General features: G+C 71.8%; 15 protein-coding genes and 1 pseudogene. 8 read left to right on the top strand and 8 right to left on the bottom strand.

From position 1 onward, the window contains the following. Positions 1-86 precede the first annotated feature (86 nt). Complete coding sequence (locus AB0J08_RS30415; RefSeq protein WP_360641065.1) at positions 87-623, bottom strand: recombinase family protein; 537 nt, start codon at positions 621-623, stop codon at positions 87-89. An 89-nt stretch (positions 624-712) separates the two neighbouring features. On the opposite strand from AB0J08_RS30415, the pseudogene AB0J08_RS30410 reads away from it, so the two are divergent. Next, positions 713-964 (top strand): annotated as a pseudogene (locus AB0J08_RS30410) (oxidoreductase C-terminal domain-containing protein); the annotation flags it as partial. Between the two features lie 20 nt (positions 965-984). On the opposite strand, the gene AB0J08_RS30405 reads toward AB0J08_RS30410, so the two are convergent. The 7 genes from AB0J08_RS30405 to AB0J08_RS30375 form a co-directional block, all read right to left on the bottom strand. Continuing rightward, positions 985-1,755, bottom strand: a complete 771-nt coding sequence (locus AB0J08_RS30405; protein ID WP_360641064.1) for a hypothetical protein — start codon at positions 1,753-1,755, stop codon at positions 985-987. Continuing rightward, the gene (locus tag AB0J08_RS30400) at positions 1,739-2,968 is read right to left on the bottom strand and encodes a hypothetical protein (protein ID WP_360641063.1); all 1,230 of its coding nucleotides are present in this window, start codon (positions 2,966-2,968) and stop codon (positions 1,739-1,741) included. The genes AB0J08_RS30405 and AB0J08_RS30400 overlap by 17 nt, the downstream gene beginning before the upstream one ends. 186 nt (positions 2,969-3,154) lie before the next feature. Further along, complete coding sequence (locus AB0J08_RS30395; RefSeq protein WP_360641062.1) at positions 3,155-3,847, bottom strand: O-methyltransferase; 693 nt, start codon at positions 3,845-3,847, stop codon at positions 3,155-3,157. A 137-nt stretch (positions 3,848-3,984) separates the two neighbouring features. Further along, on the bottom strand, positions 3,985-5,592 hold the full coding sequence (locus AB0J08_RS30390; RefSeq protein WP_360641061.1) for an alpha/beta fold hydrolase: 1,608 nt from the start codon (positions 5,590-5,592) through the stop codon (positions 3,985-3,987). A 228-nt stretch (positions 5,593-5,820) separates the two neighbouring features. Next, complete coding sequence (locus tag AB0J08_RS30385; RefSeq protein ID WP_360641060.1) at positions 5,821-7,161, bottom strand: MFS transporter; 1,341 nt, start codon at positions 7,159-7,161, stop codon at positions 5,821-5,823. Between the two features lie 200 nt (positions 7,162-7,361). Continuing rightward, on the bottom strand, positions 7,362-9,143 hold the full coding sequence (locus tag AB0J08_RS30380) for an ABC transporter ATP-binding protein (RefSeq protein WP_360641059.1): 1,782 nt from the start codon (positions 9,141-9,143) through the stop codon (positions 7,362-7,364). Next, positions 9,140-11,188, bottom strand: a complete 2,049-nt coding sequence (locus tag AB0J08_RS30375; RefSeq protein ID WP_360641058.1) for an ABC transporter ATP-binding protein — start codon at positions 11,186-11,188, stop codon at positions 9,140-9,142. The genes AB0J08_RS30380 and AB0J08_RS30375 overlap by 4 nt, the downstream gene beginning before the upstream one ends. A gap of 927 nt (positions 11,189-12,115) precedes the next feature. On the opposite strand from AB0J08_RS30375, the gene AB0J08_RS30370 reads away from it, so the two are divergent. The 7 genes from AB0J08_RS30370 to AB0J08_RS30340 all read left to right on the top strand — a co-directional run bounded on the left by AB0J08_RS30370 (position 12,116) and on the right by AB0J08_RS30340 (position 18,580). Continuing rightward, entirely contained in the window at positions 12,116-13,603 is a 1,488-nt protein-coding gene (locus AB0J08_RS30370; RefSeq protein ID WP_360641057.1) for a condensation domain-containing protein, read from the top strand. 61 nt (positions 13,604-13,664) lie between these two features. Next, positions 13,665-14,552, top strand: a complete 888-nt coding sequence (locus tag AB0J08_RS30365) for a diiron oxygenase (RefSeq protein WP_360641056.1) — start codon at positions 13,665-13,667, stop codon at positions 14,550-14,552. Between the two features lie 104 nt (positions 14,553-14,656). Then, positions 14,657-15,508 (top strand): aminoacyl--tRNA ligase-related protein, encoded by an 852-nt coding sequence (locus AB0J08_RS30360; RefSeq protein WP_360641055.1) that lies wholly within the window; start codon positions 14,657-14,659, stop codon positions 15,506-15,508. Next, on the top strand, positions 15,495-16,568 hold the full coding sequence (locus tag AB0J08_RS30355; protein ID WP_360641054.1) for a nitronate monooxygenase: 1,074 nt from the start codon (positions 15,495-15,497) through the stop codon (positions 16,566-16,568). The genes AB0J08_RS30360 and AB0J08_RS30355 overlap by 14 nt, the downstream gene beginning before the upstream one ends. A 4-nt stretch (positions 16,569-16,572) precedes the next feature. Further along, positions 16,573-17,604: a class I SAM-dependent methyltransferase gene (locus AB0J08_RS30350; protein ID WP_360641053.1), complete on the top strand. Its 1,032-nt coding sequence runs from the start codon at positions 16,573-16,575 to the stop codon at positions 17,602-17,604. A gap of 74 nt (positions 17,605-17,678) precedes the next feature. After that, complete coding sequence (locus tag AB0J08_RS30345) at positions 17,679-17,918, top strand: acyl carrier protein (protein WP_329491118.1); 240 nt, start codon at positions 17,679-17,681, stop codon at positions 17,916-17,918. Then, positions 17,915-18,580 carry an isochorismatase family cysteine hydrolase gene (locus AB0J08_RS30340; protein ID WP_360641052.1) on the top strand — a complete coding sequence of 222 codons (666 nt, stop codon included), beginning with the start codon at positions 17,915-17,917 and terminating at the stop codon, positions 18,578-18,580. Before AB0J08_RS30345 ends, AB0J08_RS30340 begins: the two co-directional genes overlap by 4 nt. The last annotated feature ends 2 nt before the right edge of the window (positions 18,581-18,582 follow it).

Here is an 18,582-nt window from a genome sequence, read left to right as displayed (position 1 = left end):
CCGCCCTGCGCGTACCTCATGCCCCAGGGCTACCGGATCCACAGCCCCACCGTCAGGCGAACAGCCCCGACATCACCCAATCAAGTTCAGTAGCGCCATGTGTCCGCACTGTTCTTGAGCTTCCGAGTGTCCGGCCCGTCCAACTCAAAGCCGTAGGGCAGCCTGCCGAGCCACTTCCCCGCGTTGCGTTGCGTGGCCTTGGTGGCGGTCAGGTTGAAGCTCAGACGCTGCGAGAACTCGCGCGCCTGCTCGGCCCGGTCGATGATCCACCGCCGATCGCGCTCGATCGAGCTGTCCAGACCCTCGTAGTCGAAGATCACCCTGGCCGTGCCGAGGATGGGCACGATCTCGTCCGCCCCCTTGCGGGTGAAGCGGTCCAGGAACGCGCACCACAGGATCGGCACCTCTCCGGCCAGCACCGCGGACACAGCCTTGTCGAACTCGGGCCGCGTCACGTCCGACCACGCCGACAGGTTGTCCACCCAGACTTCCCGGACCCGCTTCCCGTTCTTGGCCGCCCATGCGCGGCCCAGTTCCTCCTGGGTCTGCACGGACAGAAGATCGCGCGGGTCCTCCGTGCGGATCTTCTTGGACTTGCGCAGGTAGAGGTCGACCTCTTCCATGTCGGGCATCGGGGCTGTGCGGTGCATTGGTCGAGTCTCCCATATCGAACAAACGGGCAGCTCAGGCGGCATGCCTGGCTGTCTACTCGACTGACCAGTACGACCTGGGCATGGAGTACACCGGCTACGTCGAGCCCGGCGGCTACGACCGGGTGGTCTTCCGCGGGGACCCCGCCACCCGCGAGTTCATCGCCTTCTGGCTCGCCGACGGCAAGGTCCTGGCGGGCATGAACGTGAACGTCTGGGACGTCACCGACCCGATCCGCGAACTCGTCCGCTCCGCCCGGACGGTGGATCTGGACCGGCTTGCGAACCCCGACGTCCCGCTCGACGAGGTCTGAGACGAGACAAGCCCTCGGGGTCAGACGGGCGGCATCAGATCGCTCTCGCTGATGGTGTACGTCAGCGGGGGGTAGACGAAGTCCGTCTCATTGTTCTCACGGCGCCGCAGTCGGTAGAACTCGCGCCTCTGCTCATCGTCGGCCGCCAGGAGGGGCGAACCCTGCGGGAGGTACACCTGCCCGTCGCGAAACCGAACGAGTGTTTTTGACGTTCGAAAGGTCACGCCCAACCAGGTGGCGTCCGCCGCCTGGACGGGCGCATCCAATACGATCTTGTGCCTGTGCCGCCGATTCGAGTCGACGGAAAACGCGACGACACTGTGGTGGGCGAGGGGGATCTCGAACTTCTCGCCACCGGTCCCCTTTGATTCGAAGATCAGCTTCCTCGGCGGGCTCGCTTCGGGATCCTGGTAGCAGGAGAAGACGGCGATAAACGACTCGTCGGCCAGATCGAGGGCTTGGTCGGAATGGCTGCCCATGGTCGTGTAAGCGTTCGTGTAGCTCTCGATGAGAGCATTGTTGAATCCGACCGAAAGCGCCGCACGCTCTTGAATCCGCCGGGCAAGCCGTTCGTGCACATCCCGGAAACGCTGCGCCGGGCTGCCGTACCGCGTGGTAGTGCGCACGAGAGGCACATCACCCGCCTCTTCGATCCTGGCAAGCACCGCGCCCCGCCGGCCTTTTCCCACGTCTTCCCAACGAGCCGACGCGGCCAGCTCCGCGAAGAGATTCTCCTCGGTCGGCAAAGTGTACGAGAGGATCTCGTCCGAGATCCTAGATCCGGGGGGCAATGTAGTCTCCCGTGTTCATACTGAAGAGGAATTCGTCGCCGTAATCAATGAAGGACGAGGTCCTGTTCTCCTCGGCGTACAGCCTGCGCAGCTCGTCCATGCCGGCCGGTGTGGGTGGCCCCAGCTTCACCAAGTCGCCGGCCACTTTGAGGAACGTGTGGCCGTTCTTGTGCACGGCTTCGGTGCTCGAACAGCGAACCACGTATCCCAGACGGGTCGGGAGCAACTCGGCGTCCAGCATGGAGGGCCGGATTTCGTGCGCGTACAGGCGGTTGGTGGACAGCGGCATGAAGAACACGGAGCCGGGATAGAGGGTGAGGGTGAACTGCTCGGGGAGCGCGACGCCGTCGGGCTCTTCGATCCGCTCCTTGAGGCGGAAGTGAAGTCTGGTCAGCCCGCTGGCCCCCTTCACGCCGTGGTCGAAGGCGTCCTCGGCCAGGGGCCGCAGCCCGTCGAGCCGGTCATAGAAGGTACAGAAGGCCATGATGCCGTTGACGGGCATGTCCTTGGTCTTGTCGGCATGGGCCGAGATCCTGGCCTTGGACTGCTTGCGATCGGCCGTGGCAAGGATGTTGTGGTAGGTCTGAGCGAGGACGTGATTCAGCGGCGCCTGGTTCCGGAAGACGGCGGCGGCCTCGCGGTTCAGAGCCTCGACGATGTGCGTATCGGTCGGGCGAAAGCTCTCGGTCGGCCCCGAGAGATTCGTGGAGCACCGAAGCAGGCGGAAATGGAGTTCGTCACCGTTTCGTGCGACGGGCGTCAGGTAGATTCCGCTGCGGTGGGCTGTTCCAGGCTTGGTGGACTCCGTCAGGGACTGGAAGTTGTGCTCCGCACGGATCCGCCCGAAGTGATCGGCGTCGAGTCCGAAGAAGCGACGGTAGTACACGCCGACACCGTGCACGCGGATGGGAACTCGGCCGAGGTCGATGAGGGTCCAAGGCTCGTCGACGTCCTCGTGGTAACCGTGTGACAGCTCCCGGATGACGAATATCCGAGCAGCCGCACGCAGGTGGCGGCCGCTGATCCCGGATATGTCGCCACACAGGTAGACGGTCTTCTGCGCGAGGTCGGGCGAACCAGACGCAAGGTCCTCCGGCGTGATGGTGGACCCGAAGAAGTCCCTGATCACGTCACTGTCCCGCAACGTCGAAGGCGCAACCAGGATGTTGCTCGCATCGTCGATGCGGGCTTCTGTCGGCGCTGGTGTGTACATCAAACGGTACCGGCCATTCGCAGATCTCGGTGGATTTCTCAAAACCGTGGACATGGCAACGGCCCGCACTCTTTCATTCGCGCTGCGAAGCGTAAACGAAAGGGCACGGACCGTTGGACCTCGATGCTCTCACGGGGGCTCGACAGCGGGCAACGGGCTCTCGTTCCGGCGGTCCGGCAGTCCGGGTCAGCCCGTGACCAGTGCGAGCACGAAGCCGTCGTACCCCTTCTCCCCCACCGTCTGCACGGCGGTGGCGGTCAGCCGGGGGTGCGCGGCGATCTGCTCGGTGAAGCGGCGGACGCCCTGGACCCGCGGGTCGGTGCTCGCGCCGTCGGTGACGGCGCCGTCGCGGACCACGTTGTCACCGATGATCAGGCTGCCGGGCCGGGTGAGGCGCAGCGCCCACTCCAGGTAGGCGGGGTTGCTGGGCTTGTCGGCGTCGATGAAGACGAGGTCGAAGGGTTCGCCGCCCTCCTTCTCCAACTGCGGCAGGGTGTCCAGCGCCCGGCCGGTGCGCAACTCCACGACCTCTGCGAGCCCGGCCCGTTCGATGGAGCAGGTGGCGACGGCGGCGCACTGCTCGTCGGCCTCCAGGGTGACCAGCCGGCCACCCTCGGGCAGCGCGCGGGCGAGCCAGATGGTGCTGTAGCCGCCGAGGGTGCCGATCTCCAGCACCCGGCGGGCGCCGTGCACGCGGGCCAGCAGCGAGAGCAGCTTGCCCTGGTTGGGCGCCACCTGGTGCGGGGGCAGGCCGGCCGCCTCGCTGTCGGCCACGGCGGCCAGCAGGGCGGCGTCCTCCTCGACCAGCAGGCCGTTGAAGTAGGTGTCGACGGCGGTCCAGGTCTGCTGCGGGTCCGGTCGGCCGGTGTCCGGGGTCATCTCCGTGGGTTCCCTTCCAGTACTGACTCAGTTCCGAAGAGAAACTTACTGGATACCCGGGCCGGCGCGACGGTCGGCCCCCTGCCGCGACGGGCAGGGGGCCGACGGGGTCGGTCCGGGGTCGCCCCCGGCTCCGGTCAGGCCACCGGCGGGAAGGCCTCGGCGTCCGGCTTGAGGAGCTGGCCGGGGGCCGGCACGGCCTGGTCCACCAGGTAGCGGGTGACCAGCTTGTTCAGCTCCTTGCTCCGGCCGACCGCGCAGTGCTCGATCACGTCGACGCTGACCAGGACGGCGCTGCCGAGCTGGCGCTGCATGCGCTTGGCGAAGGTGTACTGGGTGGCGGGGTCGAAGAGGTTGCCGATCACCATGACCGGGGTGGCGGTCCGCCGGTTCCAGGGACCGGTGTACCGCTCGACGTCGCGTGCCGGGGCCGGCCAGGTCGCGCAGGCGGGCGCGTCGAAGGCCTGGTAACGGCCGAAGGTGGGCGCTTCACGCTCCCAGGAGCGGGCCAGATTGGCGAAGACCCGCGGGTTGGAGGGGTACGGCTTGTCCTGGCAGTTGACGCCGTAGTAGGAGTCGTCGGCGGAGTACGGGGTGTCCGCCGGGGCCTCGCGCAGCGCGGCGGGCACGGTCACGGCCAGCACGTTGGCGTCGTCCGCGTTCTTCGGGGCGGTCAGCGCCGGCGCCTTCTGCTGCCGCAGGACATCGTCCAGCGCCTGCAGCGAGGCGGCCAGCGGCGCCTGCCGGCTCTGCGCGTACAGGGCGTTGGCGACCTGGCTGGTGAAGCTGGACAGCGTCACCTGGGTGCCGTTCGGCAGGGTGACCGGGGAGGTGCGCAGGTGGTCGCGGATCGCGTCGAACTTGGCCCGGGTGTCGCCCTCGCCGAAGGCACAGCGCGGCGCGCCGACCGTCCCGCACCGCTTCAGGTACTCGTCCAGGGCGAGTTCGAAGCCGTCCGCGCGCTGCTTGTCGTACTCCAGGCCGTTGTGCAGCCGCAGATTGGGGTCGACGTTGCCGTCGATGATCAGCGCGCGGACCTTGTCGGGGTACATGTTGGCGTAGGTGGCGCCGATCAGCGTGCCGTAGGAGAACCCGGCGAAGGAGAGGCGGCTGTCACCGACGCCCCGGCGCATCCGGTCGAGGTCGCGGACCACGTTCTCGGTCGACATGTGCTCGATCAGCGGGCCGGCGTTGCGGTCGCACGCGTCGGTGTAGTCCCGGGTGGCGGCCAGTGTGCCGTCGACCTCGGCCGCGGTGACCGGCACTCCGGTCATCCGGTCGAAGACGGCGCCGGCCTCCTCGTCGGTGGTGAAGCACTTCAGCGGGTTGCTCCGCGCGACGCCGCGGGGGTCGAAGCCGACCAGGTCGAAGCGGGCCTGGACCTCGGGGTCGAAACGGGTGCTGGTCGCCCAGAGATAGCCACTGCCGCCCGGGCCACCGGGGTTGAGGAACAGCGAGCCGATCCGCTTGGCCGGGTCGCCGGCGCGTCGGCGCATCATGGCGATGCCGATCTTCTCGCCGGACGGGTCCGCGTAGTCCAGTGGCACGGGATAGACGGCGCAGTCGTAGATCCCCGGGTCCGGCTTGGACGGATCGGGATTGCACGGGGTCCAGGCGACCGGATCGACCCGGGCCTCGGCGGCCGCCACGCCGGGATCCGGTGCCGCCGACGCGGCGACGGCGGTACCGGCGACGAGCGCGAACGCGCTGGCGACCGCCAAGGTCAGACTGGTGATGCGGGACACGTAACCTCCTCCGGTTCAGCAAACCCGGTCAGCCTGGCAGCCGGTACTCGGGAGGGGAAGACCACGTGCGGTCGTAGATTCTTCTGGCGTGACGTCATCTGTCCGATATTTTCCCGCTATCGGGGCAGGATCCGGCGCAAAATCCACCGTGCCGTGACCGTACATCGCCACCTTGTGATCGGCGCGGGCGGTCCGTGCGGAGCCGGCTCCGCGGGTGGTGCCGGTCGGTCAGCGCCGGGCGGGCGCGGCCGCCGGAGCCGCTCGCTCCGCCACGGCGTCCGGAACGACATCCGCTACGGCATCGGGCCCGGAGACCGGCACGACATCCGGCCCGACACCGACGCCCGCCGCCGCGACCGCCCCCGGCCGCCGACGCTCCGCCCATCGCACCGCCGGCCCCATCGCCCAGCCGGCCGCCGCGAAGATCCCGCCCAGCACCAGCCAGCCGGGGACACCCCAGGTCAACAGCAGCGTGGTGAGCAGCAGGGGTCCGACCGTGCGCGCCACCGCCACGCCCGAGCCGAAGAAGCCCTGGTACTGGCCGGTCTGATGGGCCGGTGCCAGGTCGAAGGCGATCTGCCAGGAGCCGGCGGACTGCCGCAGCTCACCGGCGACCTGCAGCGCCGCCGCGGCGACCAGCAGCCCACCCAGCGCCCAGAGCGGCAGGCCCCCGGCCGCCGCCAGCGCGAAGACCCCGCAGGAGGCGAGCAGGACGAGCCCGGCCTCGCGCACGGCCCGCGAGGCCGTGCGCAGTCCGCTGACGCGGCGGGCCACCCGCACCTGGAACAGCATCACCCCGACCGTGTTGAGAACGAACAGGGCCGAGCCCAGCCAGCCCAGCCCGGGCGCCCGGTCGGCGATCCAGAGCGGGATCACCAGGCTGAGCAGCGGCATGCGCAGCAGCAGGACGGTGTTGAGGAGCGTCACGACGGCGAACGGCCGGTCGGAGAGCACCTCCAGCCTGGGCGCGGCGCCCGTCCGGTCGCGGCCGGGAGCCACCTCGGGCAGCCTCAGCAGCAGCAGTCCCGCGGTCAGGAACCCCAGCGCGGTGAGCAGGAAGGCGGCGAGGAAGGCCGTCCTCGTACCGACCGTCAGGACGACGCCGCCGACGGCCGCGCCGAGGGCCAGGCCCGCGTTGAGCGTCGACTGCAGCCGGGCGAGCAGCCCCGTGCGCTCCGCCCGTGCGACGAGGCCGCCGACCAGCGCCTGACGCGCGGCGGTGAGCCCGGACTGCGCGGTGGCGTACAGGGAGGCGGCGAGCAGGAACCCCCCGAAGGAGTGGACGACCAGGAACGAAGCGACGGCCGCGGCGGTGGCGAACGCCAGCAGCACCGCCGTGCCCCGCGGCCCGCGCCGGTCGGCGAGGTGGCCGAGCGGGACTCCCGCCAACGACCCCACCGCCCAGGCCACCGCGAGGCCGAGACCGAGCCGGCCGGGTGAGAGGCCCACGACGCGGGTGAAGTACAGCGCCGAGCAGGTGAAGTACGCCCCGTCGCCGATCGAGCTGATCAACTGGGCGGTGGCGAGGGTCCGTCGGGCCCCGGCCGGCGGGATGGATCGATTCGACACAGCTCTCCCGGATCGGGCGGCCGTCGGCCGCTCGGTGACGCTGACAGGACCGATCCTAGGGGGCAGGTGTGCCGCCCGGCAGGGCCAGTGAGGTACCAGGAGAGTGGGCCACTTCGCCTCCGGAGGCCCGGGACGGCCCGCGAAGGCCCCGGCCGGAAGGGCCGCGGGTGCGACCCCGGGCCGGGGCCGCACCCGGCCGCTCACCGGTAGACGCGGGCCTGCAGTCGGTAGAGCTCGGCGTACAGGCCCGCTGTGGCGGCCAGTTCGGCGTGGCTGCCGACCTGCGAGACCCGGCCGCCCTCCAGCACCACGATCAGGTCGGCCATCCGCACCGTGGAGAAGCGGTGCGACACCAGCAGGGTGATCGCACCGGTGTCGGCCCGGGCCTGGGCGGCGAGGTCGGCGAAGCGCTCGAACAGGGCGTGCTCGGCCGTGGCGTCCAGGGCCGAGGCGGGCTCGTCGAGTGCCACCAGCAGCGGCCGACGGCGCATCAGTGCCCGGGCCAGGCCGAGCTTCTGCCACTGGCCGCCGGACAGTTCGGCCCCGTCGCCGTAGCCACGGCCCAGCAGCCCGTCGAGGTCGCCGTCGACGCGGGCCAGCGCCGGGCCGCAGTCGGCCGCCTCCAGCGCCTGGGTGAGCGCCGCGTCGTCGTCCAGCCGCTCCAGGTCCCCGATGCCCACGTTGTCGCGCAGCCGCAGTTCCAGCCGGGCGAAGTCCTGGAACAGGGTGGCCACTCGGCGCTGCCAGAGCTGCGGGTCGCACTCCTCCAGATCCACTCCGTCGACCAGGATCCGGCCGGCGGTGGGCCGGTAGAGCCCGCACAGCAGCTTGACCAGAGTGCTCTTGCCGGCGCCGTTCTCACCGACGACGGCGAGCGCGGCGCCCGCCGGGATGTCCAGGGTGACGTCGTCCAGGACGGGCCGCTCCTGGCCCGGGTACCGGAAGGTGACGCCCTCCAGGCGGATGCCGGCCGTCATGACCTCGGGGACGACCGCTCCCGCGGTGCCCGCCGGGCTCGGTTCACGGAGACCGTCCAGCCGCTGCAGGGTGCGGCCGGCGCCCTGGAGCACCGAGAGCAGCGCGAGCGCGCTGGAGACCTGCAGGCTGACCTGCGCCGCGAGCGTGATGACGAGGATGACGTCGCCGATCCCGGCGCCCGCCCCGGCGTTCACGGTCTGCCGCGCGACCAGGTAGATCGCTCCCCCGTATGCGCCGGCAAAGGCCAACTGGCCTGCCGCACGCAGCAGTCCGGACTTGGCGTGGGCGCGGGCCAGGACAGCGGTGGCCCCCCGCCAGTCGCGGCCGTGCCGCTCGATCAGCACCGAGGCGGCGCCGGACAGTCGCACCTCCTTGACGGAGGCGTGGGTGGTGGCGAGTTCGAGCAGGTGGCGGCCGAGCCGGTTCTCCGGCGCGGTGGCCTCCTTGCCGCGGTCGACCAGGAGTTGGGCCCGATTGCCGACCAGCACGGGCACCACGGCGAACAGCGGGAGCAGCAGCAGCCACGGGTCGAGGAAACCGAGCAGCACCGCGGTGACGGCCATCTGCAGTCCCAGGCCGCCGAGTTGGAGTACCGCTTCGAGCGCGGCCCGGGTACGCGGCAGCTCCTCGCGGATCAGCGTCAGGGTGTCCGCGACGTCGGCGCGGTCCAGCTTCTCCAGGCCGCGGTCGCCATGGGCGATCGAGATCACCTCGGCCTGCAGGCTCAGCTCCTCCAACTCGCCCAGTTCGAAGTAGGAGAGGTGAGCGAAGTGATTCATCGTCAGTTCGACGACCAGCAGCAGGGCGGTGGTCAGGGCCAGCCAGGTGGCGGCCGAGCCGGTGCCGTCGATGGCGGCTGTGGTCAGCTCCTTGAGGCTCACCGCGATCAGCGGCGTGGCCAGGTAGCCGACGGTCATCAGCAGGACGGCGTGGGTCAGCCGGCGGGCGTCGCAGTGCGCGGCGAGCCGCAGCAGCCGGCGCACGGCGTGGAGCAGTGTGGTCATCGGGCACCCACCGGGCGCATGGCGCGGTCCTCTTCCTGTCCGTCGGTCTGATCGTCGTCGGCCTGCTCGTCGTCGGGGTGCTCGGCGTCGGCGTGCTCGGCGTCGGCACTCTCGCCGGCGCCCTCCTCGCGCGCGAACCGCTCCGCCTGGACCCGGAACAGCTCGGCGTAGCGGCCGTCGAGCTCCATCAACTGCTCATGGGTGCCGCTCTCCACCACGCCGCCGTCGGCCAGGACGACGATCCGGTCCGCGCGGCGCACGCTGGAGAAGCGGTGCGCGATGATGACGCTGGTGATGCCCTCGGTCATCTCCAGGAAGCGGTCGAAGAACGCCGCTTCGGCCCGCACGTCGAGTTGCGCGGTGGGCTCGTCGAGGATCAGCAGCGAGGCCCCGGCATCCACGGCGAGCAGCGCGCGGGACAGGGCGATGCGCTGCCACTGCCCGCCGGAGAGGTCGCTACCGCCCTCGTACTGGGTGGACAGGACGGTGTCCAGGCCCTTCGGGAGCCGCTGGACGATCTCGGCCGCTCCGGCCCGCTCGGCGGCGGCGAGCAGCGCCTCGCGGTCGCCGAGCAGCTCCGGGCGGCCCATGCCGATGTTCTCGGCGGCGGTGAGCTGGTAGCGCGTGAAGTCCTGGAAGATGACGGCGATCCGGCGCTGCCAGTCCTCGGCGGGCAGCCCGGCGAGGTCGGTGCCACCGGCGGTGATCCGGCCCTCGGTCGGCTCGTGGAGCCCGGCCAGCAGCTTCACCAGGGTGGTCTTGCCGGAGCCGTTGAGGCCGACAATCGCGGTGGACCGGCCGGGTGGCAGCTCCAGCTCCAGCCCGCGCAGCACGTCGGGGCCGTCCTCCTGGTAGCGGAAGGCGACGCCCTCGAACCGGATCGGACCGTCGACGGCGGGCGGGGCCGTGACGGCGGACCGAGTCGCACCGGCGGGCGGACCGTCGACGGCGGGCGGGGCCGTGACGGCGGCGGTGCGCGGCACGCGGAGGCGGTCCTGCGCCAGGGCCTCGAAGCGGACCAGCGAGTCGTAGGCCGCCAGCCCGTACTGGGTCTGGACGTCGCTCTCCGGGAAGTAGACCCCGAAGCGCATCGGGATCAGCACGGCCTGGAGGGCCACCGAGAGCTGGAGCAGCGACAGCGTGCCGTCGACTCCGCTGCGGGCCAGGACGACGAGCGCGGTGCCGCCGCCGAGCAGGCCGACCACCGCGAGGCCGACGAAGGGCCAGAAGAGCAGTCGGCGGCGCCCCGTCCAGAGCGGTTCCAGGTAGTCGCGGGCCTCCCGCTCGTGGCGGCCGAGCAGCCAGGGCAGCAGCCCCAGCATCCGGGTCTCCTTGGCGAGTTCGGTCCCGCCCGCGGCGCGCCGCAGATAGCCGACCCGGCGGCGCGGACCGGCCAGCGAACCCAGCAGGGCCGCGAAGCGCCCGAGCGAGCCCCGCTGACCGAACCGGATGACCAGGGCGGTGAGGGCCACCATGACTCCGGGGAGGAAACCGAGCGTAACCGCCACCATGACGGCGGCGCCCGCCAGTTGGGCATAGCGGGCGATCAGCGCCAGGGCTCCCGCGGCGGCGTCGCCCGGAGTGGGCCGGGCCCGGTCGAAGGCGCTGCGGGCGTCCGAGAGCAGATCGAGCACCTCCTGCCGCTCCAACTCCGCCGCGGGCAGGGCTCTCAGCGCGCCGTCCATCAGCCGACCGATGCAGGCGCCGTCGACCCGGCGGGTGACCACCTCACTGATCACGGTCTGGAACGGGGTCAGCAACTGCTGCAGGACGAACGCCCCGACGGCGATGCCGAGCGCGGCCGCGACCTTCTCCCAGGCCGCCCCGGTGGTGCCCCCGGCCGCCGTGGCGGCGGGGATCTCCGCGATGACGCGGCTGGTCCAGGCGATGAACGCGATCGGCAGCAGCCCGACCACGAGGTGGACGAGCACGGCAGATACGAGCAGGCCGGCACCGGCGTGACGCAGCAGCTCGACAACGGCGCGCCAGCGCCTGATGCGGCTGCCGAGCCATCCGGCGTCGGCAGACGGAACGGAAGACGGCACCTTGAAACCCCCGTGGACAGATGTGCTGACGAAGCCGACGAGCCGATGGACCGACGAGCTGGGTGAACTGGGAGACGTGAACCGGTGGACGGGCGGAGCCGGCGTACTGACAAGCCGACGAGAAGGGCGGACGCGTGACGCGTCGTCGACCGCGGTCGTTCGTGCCGGTGCTGGAAGACACCCCGAAGCAGGACCGGCGGCTGTGCGGTTCGGCGCGAGCAGGAGCCACGGGGTACCCGGGCGGTCGGCGGAAGGGGCGGGCGTGGGTGACAACCGATTTTGTTCCGCTGCTGCTCATGATCGTGCGCCGCGATCAGCTTGGACTAGACCAGTGGTCACGTCAAGGAATTCCCGGAACTGCCGGCCCCGGGTCGTCACCGCGGCCGGGCCCGGCCGGGCGGACCGCCGGAAGATGCTGGACAACCGGAAGCGGGGGTCGCTAGGGTCCGAAGCGGATGGGAGCAAACCGGCCGGCAGGTCGGCGCTTTCGTCCTTCACCTCGGACCGGGGTCGACGTGGGCCGCCGCCCGATCGGTGGCCCCGCACCTCTGGAAGCCGGACCGAGGGCCAGGCCCGACAAGCCAGCCCCACCTCCGCAGCCTCCCGTACCGCAGCGTCCGACACACCGCGGCGTCCCACTCACCGCGGCAGCCCGCTCACCGCGGAGTCCCACCGCCGCACAGCCCGCTTCGCGCTCCGCCGAACCGGCCGCGCGCAGCGGCCACCCGGGCCCGCCCGCACCGCCCCGAGCGGCGCACCCGCACGCCCGGTCCGCACCGCGACCCCCGGCGCACCCGCATCCCCGGTGCACCGCGTCCCGAGGCGCCCCACCGCCGTGGCGCCCGGACGGGACCCGCCGGACCCACCCGCACCACGCCGTCAACCGACCGCGCCGCCTGACGCAGCGCAGCCCCGAGAGGCATAGGCATGGAACACCGTCGTGTCGGCTCCCTCCGGTTCCACGGGGACCGGACCGAGAGCGCCCCGATGACCTGGGGCCAGCGCGCCATCTGGAAGTCCATCCAGTGGCTCGACGAGGGCGCCCACTACTACAACATCCCCCGGGTCGTCGCCGCCCCACCGGGCCTGACGATCAGTCAGGTCGAGGTGGCGCTGGGCCGGCTGCTCACCCGCCACGAGGCGCTGCGCACCCGCTTCGAGCAGACCGAGGACGGACCGGTGCAGTACGTGTCCGCCTCCGGCGAGCTGGCCGCCCCCGTCCACGAGGCCCCGCCGGGCCAGGGCGCGACGCTCGCCGACGAGGTGTCCCGGACGCTGGCGGCCGAGCCCTTCCGGCACCGCGAGGAGTGGCCCTTCCGCTGCGCCCTGGTGCTGGAGCAGGGCGAGCCGGTCCACGTCGCGCTGGTCTTCTCGCACCTGGGCGTGGACTTCTGGGGCGTGCAGCAGGTCGAGCAGGACCTGCGCGACCTGCTGGCCGGGCAGGATCCGGAGCCGCCGGCCTGGCAGCCGCTGGACCAGGCGCGGTTCGAGACCGAGGGCCCGGGCGCCGCCCGCGGCGCCGCGTCGGTCGAGTACTGGCGCCGGAGCCTGGCCAGCGTGCCGCCCGCGATGTTCCCGCCCGCACCGGTTCCGCCCGTCGAGACCGAGCCGGAGCCCGGGACCGGGGCCGGGTCCGGGACCGGGACCGAGGGCGAGACCGGAACCGCTGCCGGGCCCGGGGCCGGGGGCGAGACCGGAACCGCTGCCGGGTCCGGGGCCGACCGCTTCGTCCGGCTCTGCATGAACTCGCCCGCCACCGCCGTGGCCGCCAGCACGCTCGCCGACCGCTGCGGCGTCAGCACCGGTACCGTCCTGCTCGCCGGCACCGCCGCACTGCTGGGCTCCTACACCGGAAACAGCACCGCCGTCCTGCAGTTGATCGCCGTCAACCGGCACGACGAGCGCAGCCGCCGACTGGTGGCCGCGATGACCGCCAACGCGCTGTTCTCGCTGGACGTGGCCCGGCCGACCTTCGAGGAGGTCATCCGCGCCACCTTCCTCGCCGCGATGAACGCCTACCGCTTCGCCCAGTACGACCCGCTGGTGGTCGACGGGGTGATCGACGCGGCCCGGGAGGCGAGCGGCGGCGCGCTGCGGCTCTCCTCCTTCTTCAACGACGTCCGCCTGCACGACCGTTGGGAGCAGCTGCCGGGCACCGACGGCTCCGCACAGCAGCTGCGCGCCCTGACCGCGAAGACCGAGGTCTCGCTGATCGGCACCTGGGAGCGCCAGGACGCCGACTTCTTCGTGCACACCACCTACGAGCCCGATACCTGCCTGCTCTACCTGATGGCCGACACCGCGCTGATCCCCCGGCCGGAGATCGAGCGGCTGCTGCGCGCCTTCGAGCACCTGCTCGTGGAGAGCGCGGCCGGCCTACCGGCCCTGGACACCCTCCCGGTCGCCGGGTCCTGACCTCCTTCTCCCCCCTTCCGAAGCACGTCCGCAGCCCCACCACCGCACAGGAGCAACACCCATGAGCAGCACAGCGCCCGCCGTCTGGGACGAGGAGGTCAGCGCCGCCGTCGAGCGTCTGACCACCGCCGCCGAGAACGAGTACTACAACCCGTACCAGACCTTCGACTGGCCGGAGGGCATCCCCGAGGGCGCCCTGTGGATGAGCGAGGACCTGATGACGGTCCACGGCACCGATGCGGCCGCCGAGCTCACCCGCGAGCAGTACCTGGCGCTCGCCAAGTGGGAGAGCGTCAACTTCTACAGTCTGAACGTGCACGGCATCCGCGAGCTGATGCAGGAGGTCGTGGCGCGCATCCACGCGCCGGGCTACGAGATCCCCACGCCGTTCTTCCACCACTTCCTGGGGGAGGAGAACGAGCACATGTGGTTCTTCGCGGAGTTCTGCCTCCGCTACGGCGGCAAGCTCTACCCCAACCGGGCGATGAGCTTCGGGGACCAGAAGCGCTCCGCGCTGTTCGACAACTTCATCGTCTTCAGCCGGATCCTGATCTTCGAGCAGATCGTCGACCACTTCAACAGCAGGATGGCCGGCGACGCCGCGCTGCCGGAGACGATCCGGGCGATCAACCGGGTCCACCACCAGGACGAGTCGCGGCACATCGCGTTCGGCGCCCAGCTGGTCCGCGCGCTCTGGGACCGGCTCCGCGAGGCCGGCGACGAGCAGGAGCTGGCCGCCGCCCGACAGTACATCGAGAAGTACGTCAACGCCTCGATCCAGCAGCTGTACAGCGTGGATGTCTACCGCGACGCCGGCATCCCCGAGCCGTTCGCCTTCCGCACCCGGCTGCTCGCCGACCCGGCCCGGGGGCCCGTCCATGACGCCATCGTCAGCCGCACCACGGCCTTCTACCGCCGGATCGGCGTGCTCGCGCCGAAGGCCGCCTGAACCCCCGGGGCCCCCGGCCCCACCGCCGCCGCCGGCGACGAAGCACACCCGGCACGCGCACACCCACGAGAATCACGAGAGCCACGAGAACGAGGTCCCGCCCCATGACATCGACCGTAGAGCCCGCCCCGACCGCCGTCCGGCTGCGCGACCCCGGCCCCGGCCTGGTCGCCCTGGACCCCGACCGGGCCGCCCTGCTGCTGGAGCTCGACGCGCTCTTCACCGGCCTGGCCGACCAGGTCGCCGCGCCCGCCGTGGTGGGCCCGCCGCTGCTGCCCGTGGAGGGCCTGGCCAAGCTCGACTACTTCCGCAACTTCCCCCACCTCGGGGTGCTCGCGGCACGCCTGTCCGAGCAGGCCGTCGACGAGCTGGCGGCCGGTGCGGAGGCCGGCCGGCAGCCCGTCGAGCCCACCGGCTACGTACTGCCCTCGGCCACCTGCTACGGCGTGCTGCTCTCCCTGGAAGGTCAGGAGGTCGGCGAGGAACTGCGGCTGACCGCGGTCGGCCGCTGCTTCCGCAACGAGGACCACTACGACGGCCTGCGCCGGCTCTGGGGCTTCCACATGCGCGAGGTCGTCTACTTCGGCTCGGCCGACGGCGCCCGCGACCACCTCGCCACCTCCCGGGTCTTCGTCGAGGAGCTGGCCGGCCGCCTCGGCGTCGAGCTGTCCTACCAGCCCGCCAACGACCCGTTCTACGACCGGACGGGCTCCCGGGCGAAGCTGATGGCCCTGGACCCGGTGAAGTACGAGTTCGTCGCCACCGACGGCACCGCCATCGCCTCGGTCAACCGCCACCGCAACTTCTTCGGCGAGCGGCTCGGCATCACCTCGGGCGGGCGGACCGCGCACAGCAGCTGCACCGCGTTCGGTGTCGAGCGCTGGGTGCACGCCCTGCTGCTCGCCCACGGCAGCGCCGACAAGGCCCTGGCCCGGGTGCGCGATGTCCGCGGCTGACCCCGGGGAGCGGGCCCGGGTGATCGCCGCGGCCGAGCGTGGCGCCGCCGCGCTCGGCGTGGAGTTCCCCCTGGTCCAGGCCGGCATGGGCGGCATCGCCGGGCCGGCGCTGGCCGCCGCCGTCAGCGAGGCCGGCGCGCTGGGCACCGTCGCGCTCTACAAGGGCGACCGGGCGCTGGCCGTCGAGCTGATCGGCGACACCGCCCGCCGAACGGCTCGCACCTTCGGCGTCAACCTGATCCCCGAGGTCTCGGGCCGGCTGCTGCCGGAGCAGATCGGTGCGCTGATCGAGGCGGCCGACCGGCAGCTCGTCCTCAACAGCTACGGCCTGCCCCCCGAGGCCGAGGCCCGCCGGGTGCTGGACGCCGGACACCGGCTGCTCGTCCAGGTCGGCACGCCCGAGGACGCGGCCGCCGCCGCGGAGCTGGGCGCCCACGCCGTGGTGCTGCAGGGCACGGAGGCCGGCGGCCACCACCTCGGCACCCGGTCACTGCGCGAGCTGCTGGCCGCCTACGACCAGGAGCCGCCCGTCCTGGTGTCCGGTGCCGTCGCCGACGGCGGCGACCTGCTGGCCGCGCTCCGGGCCGGGGCGAGCGGGGCGCTCTGCGGCACGGTCTTCGTGACCACCACGGAGTCCGCCGCCCACGACGACTACAAGCGGGCCGTCGTCGCGGCCACCGGTGCGGACACCCTGATCACCGACCGCTTCTCGATCGGCTGGCCCGGTCGGCCGCACCGGGTGCTGCGCGGGCCGGTGACCGACCCGCCCGAGCCGCCGCCGGCCACCCTGATCGCCTGGACCACCGTGATGGGGGTGCGCCGCCCGGTGCCGCGCGGCTCCGCGGCCGCCCCGACCGTCGAAGCGGAGGGACGGATCGACGCCATGGCCCGGTACGCCGGCCTCGGCAGCGGCCGGGTGACGGCCGTCGAACCCGCCGGCCGGGTGGTCGCCCGCTTCCGCGACGAGTTCCTGGCCGCTCTCGGGGGCGACGGTGCCCGCTCCAGCGGCGCCCCCGTCGACTCCTCACCTCCTCATTCTTCTGCTTCCGAAAGGACCTGACCTGATGGCCCTGGACCTCGCACTGACCCAGGTCAGCCAACTGGCGTTCGGCTACTGGCACTCCCAGGTACTGATCGCAGCGGTCGAGCTCTCGGTCTTCGACGCGCTCGCCGACGGCCCGCTGAGCGCCGAGGAGGTCGCCGAGCGCTGCGCCGTCCCCACCGACTCCGCACTGCGGCTGCTCGACGCCGCAACCGCCCTGCGGCTGCTGACCCGTGGCGCCGACGGCGGGTACAGCAACAGCCGTACCGCCGAGCGCCTGCTGACCACCGGCTCGCCGGAGTCGCTGGTGCGCTGGGTACGGGTGATGGGCCGCTGGTACCAGCCCTGGGGCCGGCTCGGCCAGGCCCTGGAGCAGGGCCGCGCGGTCGAGGACCGCAACGAGCGGCTGACCGACGACCCCGCGTACGTCGAGGACTTCATCCTCGGCATGCACGAGTACAACTCCCGTACCGCGGAGGCGGTCGCCCGGGCGCTGCCGGCCGAGGACGCCCGTCGGCTGATCGACGTCGGCGGCGGCGCGGGCAGCTACAGCATCGCGTTCTGCCGGGTCTGGGAGGGCTTGCGGGCCGAGGTGGTCGACCTCGCGCCGGTGGTCGAGCTGGCCGGCAAGGTGATCGGCGAGGCCGGCCTGGCCGACCGGATCACCGCCCGGACCGGCGACTACTACCAGGACGCCTTCGGCACCGACGCGGACGTCGTCCTGCTCTCCAACGTGCTGCACCAGGAGAGCCCGGAGAACTGCCTCTCCATTCTGGGGCGTTCGGCGGCGGCGCTGCGTCCCGGCGGCCGCGTGCTGGTGCACGGCCACTTCCTGGAGGAGTCCCGTACCGCGCCGGTCTTCACCACCCTGCACAACCTCTCCGCCCTCGCCCTCTGGAGCGGCGGCCGCAGCTACACCACCGACGAGATGGCCGAACTGATGACGGCGGCCGGCCTGTCGGACATCGAGGTGCTGCCCACCGCCGAGCAGTCGGCCCGCCTCCTGGTGGGCCGCACCGCCGGTAGCGGGAGCGCCGCCGGCAGCGCGGGCTGAGCCCCGCCCGGACAGCGCCGTCGCCGTCCCCGTCGCCGTCGTCGTCGGACCCCTTCGAACCCCCAGGAGCAGTCATGCAGCAGATCATCGAGTGGATCAACGCCAAGAACCCGGAGCTGGACCGGGAGATCGACCGCGAGGAGGACCTGATCGAGGGCCGCCTCATCGACTCCCTGGACTTCCTGGAGTTCATCTACCTGCTGGAGAGCATCTCCGGCCGCACCATCGACCTCCAGGAGGTCAGCGTCGACGACTTCCGCACGGTCGAGCGGATCGAGCAGCGCTTCCTCGCCGACCTCATCGAGGCGGCATGACCACGGCCGACGCGCACCTCGAACCGCACCCGGAGTCCTCCGCCCTGGTCACCATCGACCTGCAGCGGGACTTCCTCTCCGACAGCCCCTACGGCATCCCCGGGACGACCGAGGTCCTGCCACAGGTGCGCCGGACGGTCGAGGCCTTCCGCGCCGCCGGCCGCCCGGTCGTCCACATCGTCCGGCTGTACGAGAAGGGCGGTGGCAACGCCGACCTGGTCCGCCGTACCCTGCTGGCCTCGGGCACCGAGCTGGTCGCGCCCGGGTCCGAGGGGAGCGGGCTCGCCCCGGCGCTCGCCCCGCAGGGCGCGCCCCCGCTCGACCCCGCGCTCCTGTTGGCCGGACGGGCCCAGGAGTTGGGGCCGAAGGAGTACGCGATCTTCAAACCGCGGTGGGGGGCGTTCTACCGGACGCCGCTGCAGGAACTGCTGGAGCGGCACGGCGTGGACACCGTGGTCTTCGTCGGCTGCAACTTCCCGAACTGTCCCCGGGCCAGCCTGATCCAGGCCAGCGAGCGGGACTTCCGGGTGGTGGCCGTTCCCGACGCGATCTCCCGCACCAGCGAGCAGGGACTGGCGGAGGTCGCCGGGCTGGGCGTCCAACTGCTCGACACCGCCGCGCTGCTCGCGCGGTTCGGGTTCCCGGAGCCCGCGGGGAGCTGACT

The organism is Kitasatospora sp. NPDC050463 (genome assembly GCF_040655255.1).
Lineage (GTDB): Bacteria > Actinomycetota > Actinomycetes > Streptomycetales > Streptomycetaceae > Kitasatospora.
The sequence above is the reverse complement of the archived record's forward strand: the minus strand, read 5'-3'. Positions and strand labels throughout refer to the sequence as shown.

Bases quoted from the DNA above. Each gene is read 5' to 3' on its own strand.
- AB0J08_RS30415 (WP_360641065.1), bottom strand. From the start codon at position 623: ATGGAAGAGGTCGACCTCTACCTGCGCAAGTCCAAGAAGATCCGCACG.
- AB0J08_RS30400 (WP_360641063.1), bottom strand. From the start codon at position 2,968: ATGTACACACCAGCGCCGACAGAAGCCCGCATCGACGATGCGAGCAAC.
- AB0J08_RS30395 (WP_360641062.1), bottom strand. From the start codon at position 3,847: ATGACCCCGGACACCGGCCGACCGGACCCGCAGCAGACCTGGACCGCC.
- AB0J08_RS30380 (WP_360641059.1), bottom strand. From the start codon at position 9,143: ATGACCACACTGCTCCACGCCGTGCGCCGGCTGCTGCGGCTCGCCGCG.
- AB0J08_RS30370 (WP_360641057.1), top strand. From the start codon at position 12,116: ATGGAACACCGTCGTGTCGGCTCCCTCCGGTTCCACGGGGACCGGACC.
- AB0J08_RS30365 (WP_360641056.1), top strand. From the start codon at position 13,665: ATGAGCAGCACAGCGCCCGCCGTCTGGGACGAGGAGGTCAGCGCCGCC.
- AB0J08_RS30360 (WP_360641055.1), top strand. From the start codon at position 14,657: ATGACATCGACCGTAGAGCCCGCCCCGACCGCCGTCCGGCTGCGCGAC.
- AB0J08_RS30355 (WP_360641054.1), top strand. From the start codon at position 15,495: ATGTCCGCGGCTGACCCCGGGGAGCGGGCCCGGGTGATCGCCGCGGCC.
- AB0J08_RS30350 (WP_360641053.1), top strand. From the start codon at position 16,573: ATGGCCCTGGACCTCGCACTGACCCAGGTCAGCCAACTGGCGTTCGGC.
- AB0J08_RS30345 (WP_329491118.1), top strand. From the start codon at position 17,679: ATGCAGCAGATCATCGAGTGGATCAACGCCAAGAACCCGGAGCTGGAC.
- AB0J08_RS30340 (WP_360641052.1), top strand. From the start codon at position 17,915: ATGACCACGGCCGACGCGCACCTCGAACCGCACCCGGAGTCCTCCGCC.